Origin of the sequence: Pedococcus bigeumensis, from assembly GCF_039531795.1 — a bacterium.
Lineage (GTDB): Bacteria > Actinomycetota > Actinomycetes > Actinomycetales > Dermatophilaceae > Pedococcus > Pedococcus bigeumensis.
On sequence record NZ_BAAAQS010000001.1, the window covers coordinates 1,411,353 to 1,430,084 of the forward strand.

Here is an 18,732-nt window from a genome sequence, read left to right on the forward strand (position 1 = left end):
GCGGCAAATCTAGCAGTGAGAGAGAGGATTTCCGGTCATGCTGCGCCAAGGCCGCAAATCATCCACCCGGCGGTCGTCTAGGCCCCGAGGGTGCCGGAGTCGAAGACGGTGCGGCCGCGGACGACCGTGCGCTGGCAGGTCGGGGCGGGCATCCCGGGCGAGAGGTCGGGCAGTCCGGGTGTCCCCGAGCGGGGGTCCGTCGACCAGGTCTGGATTCGGTCGTCCGGCGCCTGGACGACGAGGTCGCCCACCTCCCAGACGGCGAACGTGGCGGGCAGCCCGAGGTCGAGGTAGCCACGGTCTTCGAAGCCAGCCGCGCGCCAGCCACCCCGGGTGTGGGCCAGGAAGGCCGACCGGGCGGACACCCGCTGGCTCTCGTCGTGGTGGAACGCGGCGGCGCGGACCGCCTCCCAGGGGGCGAACGGGGTCACCGGCGAGTCGGACCCGAAGGCGACGGTCATCCCCGCCGCCATCATCGACGCGAAGGCGTTCATCGGCGCGGTGTCCCCGCCCGTGCGTCCGTGCACGCGGTCGGCACCCAGCCGCGCGGCATACATGCCCCGGTCGCCGCCCCAGAACGCGTCGAAGGCCGGCTGCACGCTCGCGCCGACCCCGAGGCGGACGAGCCTCTCGATCCCGTCGCGCGAGACCATCTCGAGGTGCTCCAGCCGGTGGCGGGCCCGGGTGACGACGGGGGCGCCCACCAGCTCGGCAGCGGCCTCGAAGCCGGCCACCGCGGTGTCGACGCCGGCGTCCCCGATGACGTGGAACCCGGCCTGCAGCCCGGCCAGGGAGCAGGCGGCGACGTGGTCACGGACCTGCTCGACGGTCAGGTAGGCGTTGCCGGTGTGGCCCGCGGCGTCGGTGTACGGCTCGCGCAGGTGCGCCGTGCGTGAGCCCACGGAGCCGTCGATGTTGAGGTCTCCCGCGAGGCCCCGTGCACCACGCAGCGTGGCGACGTCACGCGCCTCGGCCTCGTCGGAGACCAGCTGGGCCCAGTAGCCGAGCGTCTGCGGACCGTCGCCCCGCTCCCCCGCGGCCAGCACCTCCGCGAAGTCGTCGGTGCCCGAGAGGGTGCGGCCGCCGTTCTCCTGCACCAGCCCGATGCCCGCGGCAGCAGCAGCTCGGAGGGCGAGGTCGATGTCGGCCTGTCGCTGGGCCGGGGTGACCGCGCCGTTGAAGGCCTCCCTCGCGGCGTGGTGCGCGTCGCGGGTCACCAGGCCGTCGCCCTCCCAGCCCGGCAGCCCACGCGCCCCGGAAGCGGCGGCGAGGGCCGAGGAGATGACGGCGGAGTGGCCGTCGACGCGGGGCGAGTAGACGACCCCTCCGTAGGTGGCCCGGTCCAGCTCGGCGCCGGTGTGGGGCCGGTGTTCGGCCCAGTGGTCCTGGTCCCAGTTCGGGGCGTAGACCGGTCGGCCCTGGCTGCGCCGCGCCGCGTCCTCGATGCGGCTCAGCGCCTCGACGACGGAGCGGGTGGCGCCGAGGTCGACCCCACGCAGCCCGGCACCGGTCTGCGACACGTGCGCGTGCGCGTCGACGAAGGCCGGGGCGACCAGGGCGCCGTCGAGCTCGACCACCTCGTCGACGGCGTCGACGTGCACCGCCGCTGCGTCATCGCCTCCGATCCAGGCGATCGTGCCGGTCGCCTCGTCGACCACCATGGCGTTGGCGAACGGGTCGATCGGGGTGTAGACGAAGCCGCCGCGGTAGAGGGTGCTCACGCCCAGCACCCTAGACGGGGCCGTCCTCCCCGAGGACGGCGAGGCAGGCCCGGGCGATCTCCAGCTCCTCGTTCGTCGGCACGACGAAGGCGGGTACCCGGCTGTCGGGCGCGGTGACCAGCCGTTCCGGGGGGCCCTGCGCGTTGGCGTCCTGGTCCGCGACGACGCCCAGGACGGCAAGGCCGGACAGCACCGCACCGCGGACGGCTGCGCTGTTCTCGCCGATGCCGCCGGTGAAGGCGATGGCGTCGACCCGTCCCAGCGCGACGGCATACGCACCGATGTACTTGCGCAGCCGGTAGACCATCACGTCGAACGCGAGGGTCGCACGCGGGTCACGGTCGGAGCGACGGCTCTCCAGCTCGCGCAGGTCGGAGACGCCGGCGAGCCCCAGGAGTCCGCTGGCCTTGTTCAGCGCCTCGTCGTAGGACGTGGTGTCGACGTCTGCGACCCGGGCCAGGTAGGCGCCCAGCGCCGGGTCGACGTCGCCGGACCGGGTGCCCATCACCAGTCCCTCGAGGGGTGACAGCCCCATCGAGGTGTCGATGCTGCGGCCGCGCTCCACGGCACAGGCGCTGGCGCCGTTCCCGAGGTGCAGCACGATGACGTTGCAGTCGTCGGGGCTGCGGCCGAGGAGCTCGGCGGTGCGCCGGGAGACGAAGCGGTGCGACGTGCCGTGGAAGCCGTAGCGCCGGACCTGGTGGCGCTCCCGCCATTCGGCCGGCACGGCGTAGGTGTGGGCGTGGGCGGGCAGGCTCTGGTGGAAGGCCGTGTCGAAGACCGCCACCTGCGGCACGTCCGGGAACGACTCGCGGGCGCTGAGGATGCCCTCGAGGTTGGCGGGGTTGTGCAGGGGCGCCAACGGGACCAGCTCCCGGATCGCGGCGACCACGCCGTCGTCGACGACCACCGGCTCGGTGAACCGGGGACCTCCGTGCACCACGCGGTGGCCGACCGCGATCGGTGGGGCCGACACCAGGTCGGGGCCGTGCTCGCGCAGGGCTTGGCGGGCCGCCTCGAGAGCCGCGCGGTGGTCGGCACACGTCACGTCCGCCTCGTGGGTGCGACCCCTGCTGGTGTGCCGCAGGTGCCCCGGGCCACCGATCCGGTCGACCAGCCCGGACGCCAGGGTCTCCCCGGTCGCCGCGTCGAGGACCTGGTACTTCAGGGACGACGAGCCCGAGTTCACGACCAGGACGGTGCGGACCTGCGCCATCAGGTGCCGGCCTGCACGGCGGTGATGGCGATGGTGTTGACGATGTCGCGGACCAGGGCTCCGCGGGAGAGGTCGTTGACCGGCTGGTTCAGCCCCTGGAGCACCGGTCCGATGGCCACCGCCGAGGCGCTGCGTTGCACGGCCTTGTAGGTGTTGTTGCCGGTGTTGAGGTCGGGGAACACGAGCACCGTCGCCCGGCCCGCCACCGGGCTGTCCTTGAGCTTCGTCGCGGCGACCCGGGGGTCGACCGCTGCGTCGTACTGGATCGGGCCCTCGACGAGCAGCTCGGGTGCGCGCTGGTGCACCAGGGCCGTGGCCGCCCGCACCTTGTCCACATCCGCACCGGTGCCGGACTCCCCCGTCGAGTAGGACAACATCGCCACCCGCGGCTCGATGCCGAAGCGCTCGGCCGTGCGGGCCGACGAGATCGCGATGTCAGCCAGCTGCTCGGCGGTGGGGTCGGGGTTGACCGCACAGTCGCCGTAGACGAGCACCCGGTCGGCCAGGCACATCATGAAGACGCTCGAGACGACGGAGACGTCCGGGGCGGTGCGCACGATCTCGAGTGCCGGGCGGATCGTGTGGGCCGTGGTGGTGATGCAGCCGGAGACCATGCCGTCGGCCAGCCCTTGGTGCACCATCATCGTCCCGAAGTAGGACGGGTCCAGGACGCGGTCCCGGGCCTGGTCGAGGGTGACGCCCTTGTGGGCGCGCAGGGTCGCGTACTCGCCGGCGAAGGCCTCACGCAGCGGGCTGGTGCTCGGGTCGATCACCTCGGCCCCGGAGACATCGACCCCGAGGCGCGCGGCGTTCGCCCGGATCGTCTCCTCCGAGCCGAGCAGGGTGAGCTTGGCGATCCCCCGCGCCAGCACCGTGTCGGCAGCGAGCAGGATGCGGTCCTCGGCCCCTTCGGGCAGCACGATGTGGGCACCGCTGGCGCGGGCCTCCTCGACGAGACGGTGCTCGAACATCAGCGGGGTCACCGTGCCCTCGCCGGCGGCGGCGACCGGCCCCAACAGCGTGTCGGCGTCGAGCCCCCGCTCGACCATGGCGACCGCGGCCTGCAGCTTGCGGGTGGACTGGGGGGTGAGCCGGCCACGGGCCGAGCCGAGCTGTGAGGCGGTCGTCATCGTGCCCCCTCCGGTGGCGATCACGGGCAGCACGACGTCGAGCCCCTCGATGAGCCGTTCCACCTGGTGCGGCAGCGGGAAACCACCGTTGAGGACGATCCCCGCGAGGTTCGGGAAGGTCCTGGACCGGTGCGCCAGCAGGACGCCCAGCACCACGTCCTCGCGGTCACCGGGCACGATCACCACCCCGCCCTCGATCAGCCGGTCGAGCACGTGGGGCATCGTCATGGCGCCCACCAGGATGCTCATGCACTCGCGGTCGAGCCAGGCGGGGTCACCGTGGACGAGCCGTCCACCGCACGCGTCGAGGAGGTCCTTGACGGTGGGCGCGCGCAGGAGCGGGGTCTCGGGCAGTGCCTGCACGGGCACCCGCACCCGCTCCGACACGACCTGCTGGGTCTCCGCGAGCCGCTCCGGTGCGACCTGGTTCGCCACCACCCCCGTCACGTGGGCGTGCGCCTCCCGCGCGGCGTGCACGCCCATCTCGGCAGTGGTCGCGACCTCCACCGGGTCGCGGTCCTGGGCGGGCACGACGAGCAACAGACGCGAGCCCAGGTTGGCGGCCACCGCAGCGTTGACCGAGAACTCGGTCGGGGCAGCGACGTCGGTGAAGTCCGAGCCGACCACGAGCACCACGTCGTGGGCCCGGGCGATGTCGTGGAACCGGTCGACGATGACATCCATCGCCCGCTCGGGGTCGGAGTGCAGGTCGTCGTACGTGACGCCACAGGCCTGCTCCACCGCCAGGTCACCGGGGAGCTGCGACAACAGGGTCAGGAGCAGCTCGTCGGGCGCCCCCGACCGCACGATGGGTCGGTAGACACCCACCCGGCCGGCCCGCCTGGACAGCTGGTCGAGGAGCCCGACCGCCACCGCCGACTTGCCGGACTGCGCCTCGGTGCCGGCGATGTAGATGCTGGTGGCCACGGGTCGAAACTACCGGCCTCGCCCGTCCGTCGCTGCGTGACCGTCCAGACCGCGCCAGGTCCACTCGGCGATGTCGGGCAGGTCCTCCAGGTGCTCCTCGATGTAGGGCCGGTGCTCGGCCAGCCGGCGCTCGCACAGCTCGGTCAGGGCTTCCCAGCCGGCCACCCGCCGGTCGGCCCTGCGCAACACCTCCAGGGCGAGGTGGAACCGGCTCATCCGGTTGAGCACGACCATGTCGAAGGGCGTCGTCGTGGTGCCCTGCTCGTTGAACCCGCGCACGTGGAACCGTCCGGGGTTGCTGCGGCCGTGGATGAGCTGGTGCACGGCTCGGGGGTATCCGTGGAACGCGAAGACCACGTGCCGCTCCGAGGTGAACAGCCCGTCGAAGGTGCTGTCGGAGTAGCCGTGGGGGTGGTCGTTCTCGGGCAGCAGGGCCATCAGGTCGACCACGTTGACGAACCGCACCCGAAGGTCGGGCACGTGCTCGGCGAGCAGCTCCACCGCGGCCAGGGCCTCCTGGGTCGGCACGTCGCCGGCACACGCCAACACGATGTCGGGGTCGTCGTCGGGACCGCACGTGCTGGCCCACTCCCACACGCCGGCGCCTGCGGCACAGTGGGCGTGCGCCTCCTCGAGGGTGAGGTACTGCAGGTGCTGCTGCTTGTCCACGACGATGAGGTTGACGTGGTTGGTGCTCCGGAGGCACTGGTCGGTGATCGACAGGGTGGTGTTGGCGTCCGGCGGGAACCACACCTGCACGACCTCGGGCGACAGCGGGATGAGGCAGTCGATCAGGCCCGGGCCCTGGTGCGAGAAGCCGTTGTGGTCGTTGCGCCAGCAGGTCGAGGTGAGGAGCACGTTGAGCGACGACACGTCGGCGCGCCAGGCCAGCTCGCGGGCGTGCTGGAGCCACTTGACGTGCTGCACGGCCATCGACGCCGAGACCATCGCGAACGCCTCGTAGGTCGCGAACACCCCGTGCCGGCCGCTGAGCAGGTAACCCTCCAGCCAGCCCTCGCAGAGGTGCTCGCTGAGCACCTCCATGACCCTGCCGTCCGGTCCGAGGTGGTCGTCGATGTCCCGGAGCGGGCCCATGAAGCAGCGCTCGGTCACCTCGAACACCGGCTGCAGCCGGTTGCTCGCCGTCTCGTCCGGCGAGAACAGGCGGAAGCTGCCGCCCCCGTCCGGCCGGGCCGTCGCGGCATACAGGTCGCGCATGAGGCGCCCGGACGTGATGGTGTTCTCGAGCGAGAGCCGGCCGCGGGTGGACGGGGTCACCGCGAACTCGTGGGCGGCGAGGTCCACCGGCGGCAGGTCGGTCCGCAGCCGACCGCCGTTGGCGTAGGGGGTCGCGGACATCCGCTTGTCCCCCTGCGGGGCGAGGGCACGCAGCTCGGGGACGAGTCGCCCGTCGGTGTCGAAGAGCTCTTCGGGGCGGTAGGTGTGCATCCACTCCTCGAGCATCCTCAGGTGCTCGGGGTCCTTCGCCAGACCGGACAACGGCACCTGGTGGGCGAGGTTCGTGCCCTCGACCTGCTTGCCGTCGACGATGTCGGGGCCGGTCCAGCCCTTCGGGGTGCGCAGGACGATCGCCGGCCACGCGTGCCGCACCGGCTCGGCCGGCCCGGTCCCGCCGCGAGCCGCGTCCTGGATCGCCCGGATCCGGTCGTGTGCGTCCGCGAGGGCCGCGCGCAGCGCCGGGAACACCACCCGCGGGTCGTCGCCACTGACGGTCACCGGATCCCAGCCCTGGCTGCGCAGGTAGGCCTCGACGTCCTCGTCGCTGGTGCGCCCCAGCACGGTCGGTCCGGCGATCTTGTAGCCGTTGAGGTGCAGGATCGGCAGCACCGCACCGTCGCGGCGGGGGTTGAGGAAGTTCGGCAGGCGCCACGAGGCGGCCATCGGTCCGGTCTCGGCCTCCCCGTCGCCGACCACACAGGCCACGACGAGGTCGGGGTGGTCGAACGCCGCGCCGGCCGCGTGCACCAACGCGTAGCCGAGCTCCCCTCCCTCGTGGATCGAGCCGGGGGTCTGCACGCTGACGTGGCTGGGCACTCCCCCGGGCGACGAGAACTGGCGGAAGAGCCTCAGCACGCCGTCCGCGTCGTCGCCGATCTGGGGGTAGACCTCGCTGTAGGTCCCCTCGAGCCAGGCTGCCGCCACGAGGGCCGGACCGCCGTGGCCGGGGCCCGTGACGTAGAGCCAGTCCGTGTCGGTCTCGCGGATGCGCCGGTTCAGGAGGGCGTAGATCATCGACAGGCCCGGACTGGTGCCCCAGTGCCCGAGCAGGCGTGGCTTGGTGTGGGCCAGCGTCAGCGGGTGGCGGAGCAGGGCGTTGTCCCGCAGGTAGATCTGCCCCACCGTCAGGTAGTTGGCCGCGGCCCACCACCGCAGGTCGAGCTCGAGCTCCTCGGCGGGGTAGGTCAGGGTTTCGGGCGCGACGGAGTTCTGCGGCATGCGCCCACCCCACCACGCTGCGACGCGCAGCGATAGGCCCTTGGTCCCGCTACTCCCCGAGGCGTCCCTCGAACAGGCCGCGCACCGCGGCGTTGCGCCGGATGAGCTCCAGTGCGTATGCCGCGTGGCCGGGGACGTAGCCGTTGCCCACGAGCATCCGCACGTCGGCCGCGACACCCTCGGCGCCGAGGGCGGCTGCCGCGAAGTGGGTCGCCATCGAGAAGTAGATGATCGTGCCGCCCTGGGCGGTCGACAGGATGGCGGGCTGCTCGCACCCGGGCACGTCGACGCACACCACCGTGACGTCGGCCGGACCGCCGGCTGCGGCCACCGCCTCGGACAGGCCAAGCGGGCTCCGCGCGTCGGCGACGACGACCTCGTCCGCCAGGCCGGTGCCGGCCAGGAGGTCGGCCTCGCGCTGGACCGGCACGACCGCGATCCGCCGACCGGCGCCGGCGTCAGCGGCAGCGGCGAGGGACAGTGAGCCGGACTTGCCCGCCCCGCCGAGGACCGCGACGGTGGGCGCGTGGCCGCGCTCGGCATACTCCCGCACGACCCTGGCCACGAGGGCAGGTGCGCCGCACACGTCCATGACCATCAGCGCGAGGTCGGGATCGAGGTCCTCGGGCAGCTGGGCGGCGATCGAGCGCCCGAAGAGGATGGCGTGACCACGGGCAGGGACGCGCTCGGACCGCCCGTCCCAGCCGGCGAGCTCGTCGGTGATGACGAGCGGGGTCAGGGACAGCGAGACGAGGGTGGCGACGCGGTCGCCCACCGACAGGCCCAGCGTCGACTCCGGACCCACCTCCTCGACCGTGCCGATGAGCATGCCCCCCGAACCCGTCACGGGGTTCTGCATCTTGCCGCGCGCGGCGACGATGTCGAGGACCTCGGCGCGGACCGCCTCGCCCTCTCCCCCGTGCTTCTCGGTGAGCTGGCGGAACGACGCGGCGTCGAGGTTGAGCGTCTCGATCGCGATGCGCACCTCGTCGGGCCAGAGCTCGGGCGAGGCGTCGAGCCGGGCGGCGGCCTGCGGCAGGCAGGCGCCCGCCGGCTCGACCACGCGGTGCAGACCCACCGGTGAGGACGGCGTGGACCTGCATTCGGTCGGCGCAGACACAGAATCTCCCATCAAGAGCGACGCTCACCGCAAAAGTTGCGGTGGTTGGTCGTTTTCATCGGAACCTGTCCCGTATCCTGCCACGTATGAGCACCGCGATCGAGCAGCCCTACGTCTACCGGCACCGCGAGCTGGTCGAGCCCGACTGGACCCGTTTCCCCGGCTGGCGCGACGTGACCGCCACCGACTGGGCCAGCGCCCAGTGGCAGCGAGCCCACTGCGTGAAGAACATCAAACAGCTGCGCGAGCTCATGGGCGACCTGCTCACCGACACCTTCTACGCCGACCTCGAGCGCGACCAGGCCGAGCGGGCGACGATGTCCATGCTGGTCCCGCCGCAGATGATGAACACCATGGTCAGCGAGCTGACCTGGGCCGACGGCACGATGCCCGCGGCCGGCACCGAGTTCACCCGGGCCTTCTACGCCGACCCGATCCGTCGCTACATGCTCCCGGTGTTCTCCGACCGCCGCACCGACTGGCCGTCGCACCCCTACGCCACCCGCGACAGCCTGCACGAGCACGACATGTGGGTCGCCGAGGGTCTCACCCACCGCTACCCCACCAAGGTCCTCGCCGAGCTGCTGCCGACCTGCCCCCAGTACTGCGGCCACTGCACCCGAATGGACCTGGTCGGCAACTCGACTGCGGTCATCGACAAGCTCAAGCTGACCGGCAAGCCGGTCGACCGCTACGCCGCGATGCTCGCCTACCTCCAGCAGACGCCCCAGGTGCGCGACGTCGTCGTCTCCGGCGGTGACGTGGCGAACATGCCGTGGAAGAACCTCGAGGGCTTCATCGACAAGCTCCTCGACGTCGACAACATCCGTGACATCCGGCTGGCCACCAAGGCGCTCATGGGCCTGCCGCAGCACTGGCTGCAGCCCGACGTGGTCGAGGGCGTGGCCCGGGTCTCCGCGAAGGCGCGCTCCCGCGGCGTGTCGCTCGCCATCCACACCCACGTCAACAACGCCCAGTCCGTGACGCCGCTCGTCGCCGACGCGGCCAAGGCGATGCTCGAGGCCGGCGTCCGTGACGTGCGCAACCAGGGCGTCCTGATGCGTGGCGTCAACGACTCCACCGAGCAGCTGCTCGACCTCTGCTTCGCGCTGCAGGACGACGCGATGATCACGCCGTACTACTTCTACATGTGCGACATGATCCCGTTCTCCGAGCACTGGCGGCTCTCGCTCGCGGAGGCCCAGCACCTGCAGCACTCGATGATGGGCTACCTGCCGGGGTTCGCCACGCCGCGCATCGTCTGCGACGTGCCCTACGTCGGCAAGCGCTGGGTGCACCAGGTCGACAGCTACGACACCGAGCGCGGGATGTCGTTCTGGCGCAAGAACTACCGCACCTCCATCGAGGGCGCCGACACCGACGCGCTGTCGCGTGACTACGTCTACTTCGACCCGATCTACACCCTCCCCGAGGCCGGTCAGCAGTGGTGGCGCGAGGAGGGCGACCACGAGGCCGCCCACGCCGTGGCCGTCGAGCGCGCTGCCGCCAGCCGTGAGGCGTCGCTGGTCTGAGTGTCGCCACGCCGTGCGGTGTGACGTGGTCGACGTGAGACGTGCGTATGCCGCGTGGCCGGCTTTCGCTAGGTTGCTCCCGTGACTGCTATCGCCCTCCCCCGCAAGCGCGTCCTCGCCGACTACGTCCCCGCTGTCGCCGGAGTCCCGGCCTCGGTCGGTGCCCGCGTCCGCGACGTCGCTCTCGTCGCCGCAGGTGCCGGCTTCATCGGACTGCTCTCCCAGTGGAGCATCCCGCTGCCCGGCACGCCCGTGCCGCTCACGCTCGGCACCTTCGCCGTCCTGCTCACCGGCGCCTCCCTCGGCGGCCTGCGTGCCCTGTTGAGCGTCGGCACCTACCTCGTGGCCGGCGGCCTCGGGGTCAACTGGTTCGCCGGTCACAAGGATGGCTGGGGTGGTGCCACCTTCGGCTACGTGATCGGCTTCGTCATCGCGGCGACCATCGTGGGTTGGCTGGCCCAGCGTGGTGGCGACCGCACCGTCGCCAAGACCGTCGTGACGATGGTGCTCGGCAACCTGGTCATCTACGCCGTGGGTGTGTCGTGGCTGATGAACGCGACCGGCATGGACCTGCAGGCCGGGCTGACGGCAGGCATGACCCCGTTCCTCATCGGTGACGGCATCAAGATCGCAGCCGCGGCCGGCCTGCTCCCTGCCGCCTGGTCACTCGTCAAGCGCGTCGACAAGCGCTGAGGTTGGCCTCGGGCACCCCTGCCACGACGGCCCTCACCCGACTGGGGCTGGCCTTCGAGCTGCACCCCTACGACCACGACCCCGCGGCGGCCTCCTACGGACTGGAGGCCGCCGCGGCGTTGTCGGTGCCGCCCGGCCAGGTCTTCAAGACCCTGCTCGTCGTCGGTGACTCCGGACTCGCGGTGGGCATCGTCCCGGTCGACCGCCAGCTCGACCTCAAGGCCGTTGCCGCGGCCCTGGGCCACAAGAAGGTCGCCATGGCCGAGCCGTCCGCGGCCGAGCGCTCCACGGGCTACGTCGTGGGCGGCATCTCGCCCATCGGGCAGCGCAAGGCGCTCCCGACGGTCGTCGACGCATCGGCGATGGCCTTCGAGCGCGTCTACGTCTCGGGTGGCCGGCGAGGCCTGGACATCTCGCTGGCCCCGAGCGACCTGGTGACGGCCACGAGGGCACGGGTGGCACCGATCGCCCGCTGAGGCGTGGCACGCCGGGGCGTCTACTCCCAGGGGGTCGAGAGCACGACGGTGGTGCGGGTGGCCACGTTGGCGGCGGCTCGGATCCTGGCCAGCAGGGTCTCGAGGTCACCGGGGGTGCGCACCCTGGCCTTGAGGATGTAGTTCTCCTCCCCCGCCACCGAGTGACAGGCTTCGAGCTCGGTGATGTCGCGCAGCCGGTCCGGGATGTCGTCGGGCGCCGCGGGGTCGAGCGGCGAGATGGAGATGAAGGCCGTCAAGGGAAGGTCGAGGGCGGTGAAGTCCACCAGCGCGGCATACCCCTTGAGCACTCCACGCTCCTCGAGCCGGCGGACCCGCTGGTGGACCGCCGAGGTGGACAGGCCCATGGCCCTGCCCAGGTCGGTGTAGCTCATCCGGCCGTCGGCGCGAAGCAGGTCGACGATGCGTCGATCGAGGTCTTCCACGACCACACCCTACTGAGGACCGGGCCGTCAGGTGGGAGCATGTCCGCCATGACCTCGTCCGCCGGCACCGGCCGTCTCATGCTGCTCGACAGCGCCTCCCTCTACTTCCGGGCCTTCTTCGGTGTCCCCGACCAGCGCTCCGACCCCTCGGAGCCGCCCACGAACGCGATCCGCGGGTTCCTCGACATGATCGCCTCGCTCATCACCACGCACCAGCCCACCCACTTCGTGGCCTGCTGGGACAACGACTGGCGGCCGCAGTTCCGGGTCGACGCGATCCCCACGTACAAGACCCACCGGCTGGCTGACGCGACCGTGGTCGAGGAGGAGGTGCCGGACGACCTCGCGCCGCAGGTGCCCGTCATCCGCGACGCCCTGGCCGCCCTCGGCCTGGTGCGGCTGGGGGCCGACGGGTTCGAGGCCGACGACGTGATCGGGACGCTCACCGCCCGCCACAAGGCCGCCATGGCGGTCGACGTGGTGACCGGCGACCGTGACCTGTTCCAGCTCGTGGACGACGCCGCAGACGTGCGGGTCATCTACACCGCCCGGGGCGGGGTCCGCGACCCCGACCTCGTCGACCAGGCCTTCCTCCAGACGAAGTACGCGGTGGCCAGCGGACCCGCCTACGCCGACATGGCGGTGCTCCGCGGTGACACCAGCGACGGCCTGCCGGGAGTGGCGGGCATCGGGGAGAAGACGGCCGCCAAGCTGATCGAGAAGTACGGCACGCTGGTCGCCCTCCGGGCCGCCGTCGACTCCGGCGACCCGGAGATCAAGGGCGCCCAGCGCACCCGGCTGGAGGCCGGCGCCGCCTACCTCGACGTGGCACCCAAGGTCGTCCAGGTGGCTCCCGACGCACCGGTCGCCGAGGTGGACATGACGCTGCCCAGCGAGGTGGCCGACCCGGTCCTGATGAGCCGGATCGCCAGCGAGTTCGGCGTGACCAGCTCGTTCAACCGGGTGCTCTCCGCGCTCCGGATCGAGTAGCGAGCAGGACGGAGCCGACATCGGATGGCGAGGTCGGATGACGAGCTGGAGCTAGGCGGCGGCCAGGGTGACCTCGAGCGCGTGCTCGACCCAGCTGAAGTCCGGGCTCGCTCGGCGTGCTTCCAACAGCGGCGGTGCGGTGGAGTCGTAGGTGTGGCCGGTGGGCGTGCGGAGCCGGACTCGGTGGCGTCCGTCCCGACCTGCACACGTCAGTCCGTCAGCGAGTACTTGTGCGCTCCACCCGCCGGCCTCCTTGGCCTGGTTGCAGGCCGCGCACAGGCCCTGGCCGTTGGCGGCGCTGGTCGGGCCGTCCCGGCCGGCTGACACGACGTGGTCGGCGTGCCGGATCGGCGCATCGCACCACGGGGTGCGACAGGCCTTGTCGCGCAGGACGAGGAAGCGCTTGAGCGCCTCCGGAAACAGCCGCCGACGACTCTCGAGCCCAATGAGCCGGGTGCCGTCCATCGAGGTCAGAAGTCGACGGAGCCAGATCGGGGCACCGCTCTCACCAGCCGCACCGAGCAGCAGACGGGCCGACTCTGAGGCGATCGGTCCGTGTCCCAGGATCTCGCCTGGCTGGTCCTCAGCGCCGACCATCGATTCGACCGACATGACGAGGTTGACCTCGATCGGCACGGCGGGTGCGGTCGCCTGACCGGTGACCCGCTCGACCAGGGTGTCGGCCATGATCTGGCCGCGTCCGCGGCCGTCACCGGCGGCGATCAGCTCGGTCGCGTGCCGGTCCAGCGCGGCATACGTCGCCACGCCCTGGGCGACCGGGAGCAGCCCGGTGAGGTAGGTCATCGTGTCGGGAGCCGGACGCAGCGACACGCATCGCTCGTCGGCGGCCTTGCTGGCGCGGCGCACCACCGACTCCGGGTCGAGCCCTGCCGCGAGTCCTCGTGCTGCGCGGGCGACCTGGGCGTCACCCATCGACGGCAGGTCGGTGCCCAGCTGGCGGTCGACGTCGCGCCGGTGGTCGATGGACAGCACAGCCGTCTCGCGGCAGAGGATGGTCGCCCGCCACTCGCTCACCCGGCCGGCCGTGAGGTGGGCCATCGTCTCGGGCATCTCGTGCACCATCGCCCGGGCGAAGCCCAGGTGTCTCGACCCGCGGTGCGGTGACTCGCGCCGAGCCAACGCGATCTGGGCGGCCACTCCCCTGCCCCGCTCCCGCGCCGGGACACCAGCGGCAGCCTGGGCGGCCTCCTGCGACTCGGCGAACTCGACCGCCAGCCGCGCCTGCGCGGCCGACGCCGCGGCCTTGAGCGACTCCAGGGCCGAGATCAGGTCGATCCGCTCAGTGTCTGACCCGCCTTCGAGCGACGCCAGCGCCGAGATGGCGACTCGCACCTCGTCCACATCGCGCGGCCGACCCCCCGATTCGAACATGTGTCCAACCTAGCCCCAGGGTCTGACAGCGCGGCGCGTTCACGCCGCACGTTTCTCAGTCGAGGCGGTCGGCCGCCACCACGCCACGCATGACGGCGTCGACGGCCTTGCGCGACGTGGCGCGCAGGGTCGGCTCAGGAGCGGCGTCGCCGATCTGGCCGAGCAGGTCGACCACCTGCTTGCACCGCCGCACGAAGTCGCCGGCCGCCATGTCGGAGCCCCGGAGCACCTCCTCGAGCTGCCGCCCGCTCGCCCACCGGTGCATCATCCACGCCATCCCGGCGTCGGGGTCACCGGTGAGGGGCAGGCCCAGCTCGCGCTCGCGGTCCTCGAGCAGGGACCACAGCCGGACCATCTCGCGCACCGCCTCGGCCACCTCCTCGTTGGGCATCCGGGGCGACGGGTCGGCCTCGTCGCGCCGGGGCTCGTGGATGAGCGCTGACACGACCGCGGCCAGTCCGGCAGGGTCGAGCCGCTTCCAGACCCCGAGGCGCAGGCACTCGGCGGCGAGCAGGTCCTTCTCGGTGTAGAGCCGGCGGAGGTGCTCGCCCTGCTCCGTCACGAGGTCACCGCTGTCGGACAGGTAGCCCATCTCGCCGAGGAGCGTGCAGATCCGGTCGAACGTCCGGGCCACCGAGTTGGTCCGCCCCTCCACCTTGCGTTGCAGCCCCACCGTCTCGCGCTTCAGCCGCCACCAGCGCTCCGCCCAGCGGGCGTGGTCCTCGCGATCGGGGCACTGGTGGCACGGGTGCGCCTTGAGCTGGCGGCGCAGCTCGGCGATCCGTCCGTCCTCGGCGCTGCCGGCGTATGCCGCCGAGCCGCGTGAGCGGGACGGCGGCGGATCGTGGGGCACCGCGATGCGCAAGGAGGTCGCGAGGTCTCGGCGCGCCTTCGGGCTCTTGGCGTTGAAGTGCGGCGGGACCTTCACGTGCCCGATCGCCTCGACGGGTGTGGGCACGTCGACGAGCGTCAGCTTGAGCAGCTGCTTGTCCTCGGTGACCACGGTCGGTGCCGGCGTCTCCCCCCGGTATGACTTGGACGGCTGCACCACGACCGCGAAGCCAGCGCGGCGGCCTGCCGGGATCTTGATGACGTCGCCGATCCGCAGCGTCTCCAGCGACACCGCGGCCTCGGCCCGCCGACTGGCCGAACGCTCCCTGGCGCCGTCCTTCTCGAGCCGCGCGATCTCGTGGCGCAGCGCGGCATACTCCGCGAAGTCGCCGAGGTGGCAGGCCATGCCCTCGGCGTACCCCTCGAGGCCCTCTTCGTTCTTGCGCACGGCGCGGGCCATGCCGACGACTGCTCGGTCGGCCTGGAACTGGGCGAACGACGTCTCGAGGATCTCGCGGGAGGTCTCGCGGCCCACCTGGGCCACCAGGTTGACCGCCATGTTGTAGGTCGGACGGAAGGACGAGCGCAGCGGGTAGGTGCGGGTCGAGGCCAGCCCGGCCACGGCGAGCGGGTCCATCCCGTGGTTCCACTGCACGAGGGCGTGACCCTCGACGTCGATCCCCCGGCGCCCGGCGCGCCCGGTCAGCTGGGTGTACTCGGCGGGGGTGATGTCGGCGTGGGTCTCGCCGTTGAACTTCACGAGCTTCTCGATCACCACGGTGCGCGCGGGCATGTTGATCCCGAGGGCGAGGGTCTCGGTGGCGAACACCGCCCGGATCCGCCCGGCGGTGAACAGCTCCTCGACGATCTCGCGGAAGGTCGGCAGCATCCCCGCGTGGTGGGCGGCGAACCCCCTGGTCAGCCCGTCGACGAAGTCCCAGTACCCGAGCACGCCGAGGTCCTCGTCGGCGAGGGACGACACCCGCTCCTCGACGGTGCGGCGGATCTTGTCTCCGTCGGCCTCGGAAACCAGCCGGACGCCGTCACGCAGCAGCTGCCCGACCGCGGCCTCGCAGCCGACCCGGCTGAAGATGAAGGTGATCGCGGGTAGCAGCCCCTCCCGCTCCAGCCGCTGGACGACCTCGGAGCGCGTCGCTCCCCCGCCGGGACGCCCTCCCGAGGTGCGGGCCATGCCTCGGCCGCCGTAGCCGCCACCGGGCCCGCGCGGAGCCCTGCCGCGTCCTCCCCGGCTGTGACGGTCGGACTGCGAGCCGTGGCGGGCGCCCTCGTCCCAGCGTCCGCGCTGCTCCGACTGTCGGATCGCCTGCAGGAGCTCGGGGTTCACGCGCGTGGCGTCGATGCCCGTGACGGGAGCCGAAGCCTCGTCGACGAAGAGGTCGTACATCGACTGCTGCACCATCATGTGCTGCCACAACGGCACCGGCCGGTGCTCGGACACGATGATGTCGACCCCGCCGCGCACCTCGGACAGCCAGGCGCCGAACTCCTCGGCGTTGCTCACCGTCGCCGACAGCGAGACGACCTGCACGTCCTGAGGCAGGTGGATGATGACCTCCTCCCACACGGCTCCGCGGAACCGGTCGGCGAGGTAGTGCACCTCGTCCATCACCACGTAGCCGAGGCCGTGGAGGGTGGACGACCCGGCATACATCATGTTGCGCAGCACCTCGGTCGTCATGACGACGACGGGTGCCTCACCGTTGATCGAGGAGTCGCCGGTGAGCAGCCCGACGTTCTTCGCGCCGTGTCGGCGCACGAGGTCGTTGTACTTCTGGTTGGACAGTGCCTTGATCGGCGTCGTGTAGAAGGCCTTGCGCCCGCTGGCGAGGGCCAGGTGCACGGCGAACTCACCGACGATGGTCTTGCCGGCTCCCGTCGGCGCCGCGACGAGGACACCACGACCGGCCTCCACGGCCTGGCAGGCCTGCACCTGGAAGTCGTCGAGGGGAAACGACACCGTGGCCGCGAAGGCGGCCAGCTCCGACTTCTCGTGTGCCGCGCGGCGGGCGCTTGCGGCGAATCGCTCAGCGGGCGTCGACATGCTCCCGAGCCTACGGTGCGGCTGGCGCCAGCACCGTCACCGCGCCGGGGACCACGTCGACGGTCAGCGGCAGCGGGGCGAACCGCTCTCCGTCGGCGTAGGCCACGATGCCCTCGGCCTCGAGCGTGACCGAGCGCCCGCGGATGATCTCGACGGCGGGATGACCGACGTGGGCACCCTTGAACACCTTCGGGAAGACCTTGAGGAACTCCAGTGTGCTGATCTCGTGGAGCAGCATGACGTCGAGCAGGCCGTCGTCGAACTTCGCGTCCGGCAGCACCTGCATGCCGCCCCCGTAGCTGGGGCCGTTGCCGACCACGACGAGCATCGCCTTGGTCTCGTGACGCACTCCGTCGATGGTCACGAGGTAGGGGATCGCCCGGAAGAACGGGAGCTCGCGCAGGACCGCGAGGTTGTAGCGCATCTGGCCCTTGGGCCAGGGCCAGGTGTTGGCCCGCTCGTTGACCAGCGAGTCGAAGCCGGCCCCCAGCACGCCCACGTACCAGTGCCGGACGCCGTGGGCGTCGACGTGCCGGGCCGCGTCGATCGTGCGGGGTACCCCGGTGGTCACGAGGTCGGCCGCCCGCACCGGGTCGTGGACGGGCAGGCCGAGCCCGCGGGCCACGTCGTTCCCGGTGCCGGCGGCGATGATCGCCAAGGTCGTCCTGGTCTCCGCCGCGAGCTCGACCCCGAGGTGGACCATGCCGTCACCGCCGACGACCGCGAGCACGTCGAGCCCCTGCGCGATGGCACCGAGCGCGCGGTCACGAGCGGCGGCATACGTCTCGTCCGACAGGTCCAGGACCTCGTGCCCGGCCGCCCGCATCCGCTGGGCGACCGCGAGCCCCAGCGACATGCCGCGGTTCTTGCCGGACGTGGGGTTCACGACCAGGCCGACGCGCTTGGTCACAACGACGATGCTTCGTCGTCGGGCACCTCGACCCAGTCGGGCCGGTTCTTGCGCCGGCCTCGCTCGATCAGCTTGCTGACGAGGATGGCCGCCACGTAGAGGATGCACAGCGGGACGGCCAGCAGGAACATCGTGAAGGCGTCCGGAGTCGGCGTCGCGATCGCCGAGAGGACGAAGATCCCGAAGATCGCCGGCCGCCAGGCCTTGATCATCGCGGAGGCGGGGAGGATGCCGATGGCGTTGAGGGCCACCAGGAAGACCGGCATCAGGAAGGCGCAGCCGAAGGCCAGGATGAACCTGGTGACGAAGGAGAAGTAGTCACTGACCTGCTGGATGTTGGACGCGCCCGGCGGAGTGAAGCCGTAGAGCACTTCCAGCACCTTCGGCAGCACGTAGTAGGCCAGGGCGCAGCCCGCGAGGAACAGGGGGACGGTCGCCGCGATGAAGGCGAGCGAGATCCGGCGCTCTTTCTTCGTGAGGCCCGGCACGATGAAGGCCCAGAGCTGGTAGAGCCACACCGGGCTGGAGAGCAGCACGCCGACGAAGATCGACAGGCTGACCTGCTGGGAGAAGGCGGCCGTGGCGTTGCCGAAGTTCAGGCTGATGACGCTCGTGGGGTTCTGGTTCTTGTACTCGTTGAACGGGGCCGCCAGCTGGTCGTAGACCCGCTCGTAGAAGATCCAGCCCAGCACCGCTCCGGCGAGGAGGGTGACCGCCGAGATGAGGAACCGTCGGCGGAGCTCGCGCAGGTGGTCACCGAGGGACATCCGCCCCTCGGGGTTGCGGGCACGCCGGAAGGCCATGGTCGTGTGTCTGGGGAAGGAAGCGGGCG

At 71.6% G+C, this 18,732-nt stretch carries 14 protein-coding genes; 4 read left to right on the forward strand and 10 right to left on the reverse strand.

What is annotated here, in order from left to right:
* Positions 1-77: 77 nt before the first annotated feature.
* The 5 genes from ABD262_RS06810 to kdd are packed head-to-tail and all read right to left on the reverse strand — an operon-like array spanning position 78 to position 8,514.
* Entirely contained in the window at positions 78-1,721 is a 1,644-nt protein-coding gene (locus tag ABD262_RS06810) for an amidohydrolase (RefSeq protein ID WP_344133058.1), read from the reverse strand.
* 10 nt (positions 1,722-1,731) lie between these two features.
* Complete coding sequence (locus tag ABD262_RS06815) at positions 1,732-2,937, reverse strand: acetate/propionate family kinase (protein WP_344133062.1); 1,206 nt, start codon at positions 2,935-2,937, stop codon at positions 1,732-1,734.
* Positions 2,937-4,994 carry a phosphate acetyltransferase gene (pta, locus tag ABD262_RS06820; RefSeq protein ID WP_344133065.1) on the reverse strand — a complete coding sequence of 686 codons (2,058 nt, stop codon included), beginning with the start codon at positions 4,992-4,994 and terminating at the stop codon, positions 2,937-2,939. Before pta ends, ABD262_RS06815 begins: the two co-directional genes overlap by 1 nt.
* Positions 4,995-5,003: 9 nt before the next feature.
* Positions 5,004-7,451: a phosphoketolase family protein gene (locus tag ABD262_RS06825; protein WP_344133068.1), complete on the reverse strand. Its 2,448-nt coding sequence runs from the start codon at positions 7,449-7,451 to the stop codon at positions 5,004-5,006.
* A 49-nt stretch (positions 7,452-7,500) separates the two neighbouring features.
* Complete coding sequence (gene kdd / locus ABD262_RS06830) at positions 7,501-8,514, reverse strand: L-erythro-3,5-diaminohexanoate dehydrogenase (protein WP_344133071.1); 1,014 nt, start codon at positions 8,512-8,514, stop codon at positions 7,501-7,503.
* 143 nt (positions 8,515-8,657) lie between these two features.
* On the opposite strand from kdd, the gene ABD262_RS06835 reads away from it, so the two are divergent.
* The 3 genes from ABD262_RS06835 (at position 8,658) to ybaK (ending at position 11,272) form a co-directional block, all read left to right on the forward strand.
* Positions 8,658-10,103, forward strand: coding sequence for a KamA family radical SAM protein (locus ABD262_RS06835; protein WP_344133074.1), 1,446 nt, complete (start codon positions 8,658-8,660; stop codon positions 10,101-10,103).
* Between the two features lie 81 nt (positions 10,104-10,184).
* Positions 10,185-10,796: a biotin transporter BioY gene (locus ABD262_RS06840; RefSeq protein WP_344133076.1), complete on the forward strand. Its 612-nt coding sequence runs from the start codon at positions 10,185-10,187 to the stop codon at positions 10,794-10,796.
* 2 nt (positions 10,797-10,798) lie between these two features.
* Positions 10,799-11,272, forward strand: a complete 474-nt coding sequence (ybaK, locus tag ABD262_RS06845) for a Cys-tRNA(Pro) deacylase (protein WP_344133079.1) — start codon at positions 10,799-10,801, stop codon at positions 11,270-11,272.
* Between the two features lie 20 nt (positions 11,273-11,292).
* Here the strand turns inward: ybaK and ABD262_RS06850 are convergent, their stop codons facing one another.
* A complete protein-coding gene (locus ABD262_RS06850) occupies positions 11,293-11,715 on the reverse strand; it encodes an Lrp/AsnC family transcriptional regulator (RefSeq protein WP_344133082.1) in 423 nt (140 codons plus the stop codon).
* Between the two features lie 48 nt (positions 11,716-11,763).
* Here ABD262_RS06850 and ABD262_RS06855 point away from each other — a divergent pair, with 48 nt between their 5' ends.
* Positions 11,764-12,705, forward strand: a complete 942-nt coding sequence (locus ABD262_RS06855; RefSeq protein WP_344133085.1) for a 5'-3' exonuclease — start codon at positions 11,764-11,766, stop codon at positions 12,703-12,705.
* Between the two features lie 51 nt (positions 12,706-12,756).
* On the opposite strand, the gene ABD262_RS06860 is transcribed toward ABD262_RS06855, so the two are convergent.
* From ABD262_RS06860 to tatC, 4 genes are read right to left on the reverse strand one after another with little or no spacing between them, the layout of a single operon-like run.
* Complete coding sequence (locus ABD262_RS06860; RefSeq protein WP_344133088.1) at positions 12,757-14,097, reverse strand: HNH endonuclease; 1,341 nt, start codon at positions 14,095-14,097, stop codon at positions 12,757-12,759.
* A gap of 55 nt (positions 14,098-14,152) precedes the next feature.
* Positions 14,153-16,990, reverse strand: a complete 2,838-nt coding sequence (locus ABD262_RS06865) for a DEAD/DEAH box helicase (RefSeq protein WP_344133090.1) — start codon at positions 16,988-16,990, stop codon at positions 14,153-14,155.
* 10 nt (positions 16,991-17,000) lie between these two features.
* Positions 17,001-17,900 carry a diacylglycerol/lipid kinase family protein gene (locus ABD262_RS06870; RefSeq protein WP_344133093.1) on the reverse strand — a complete coding sequence of 300 codons (900 nt, stop codon included), beginning with the start codon at positions 17,898-17,900 and terminating at the stop codon, positions 17,001-17,003.
* The gene (gene tatC / locus ABD262_RS06875; RefSeq protein ID WP_344133096.1) at positions 17,897-18,703 is read right to left on the reverse strand and encodes a twin-arginine translocase subunit TatC; all 807 of its coding nucleotides are present in this window, start codon (positions 18,701-18,703) and stop codon (positions 17,897-17,899) included. Before tatC ends, ABD262_RS06870 begins: the two co-directional genes overlap by 4 nt.
* Positions 18,704-18,732: the final 29 nt, after the last annotated feature.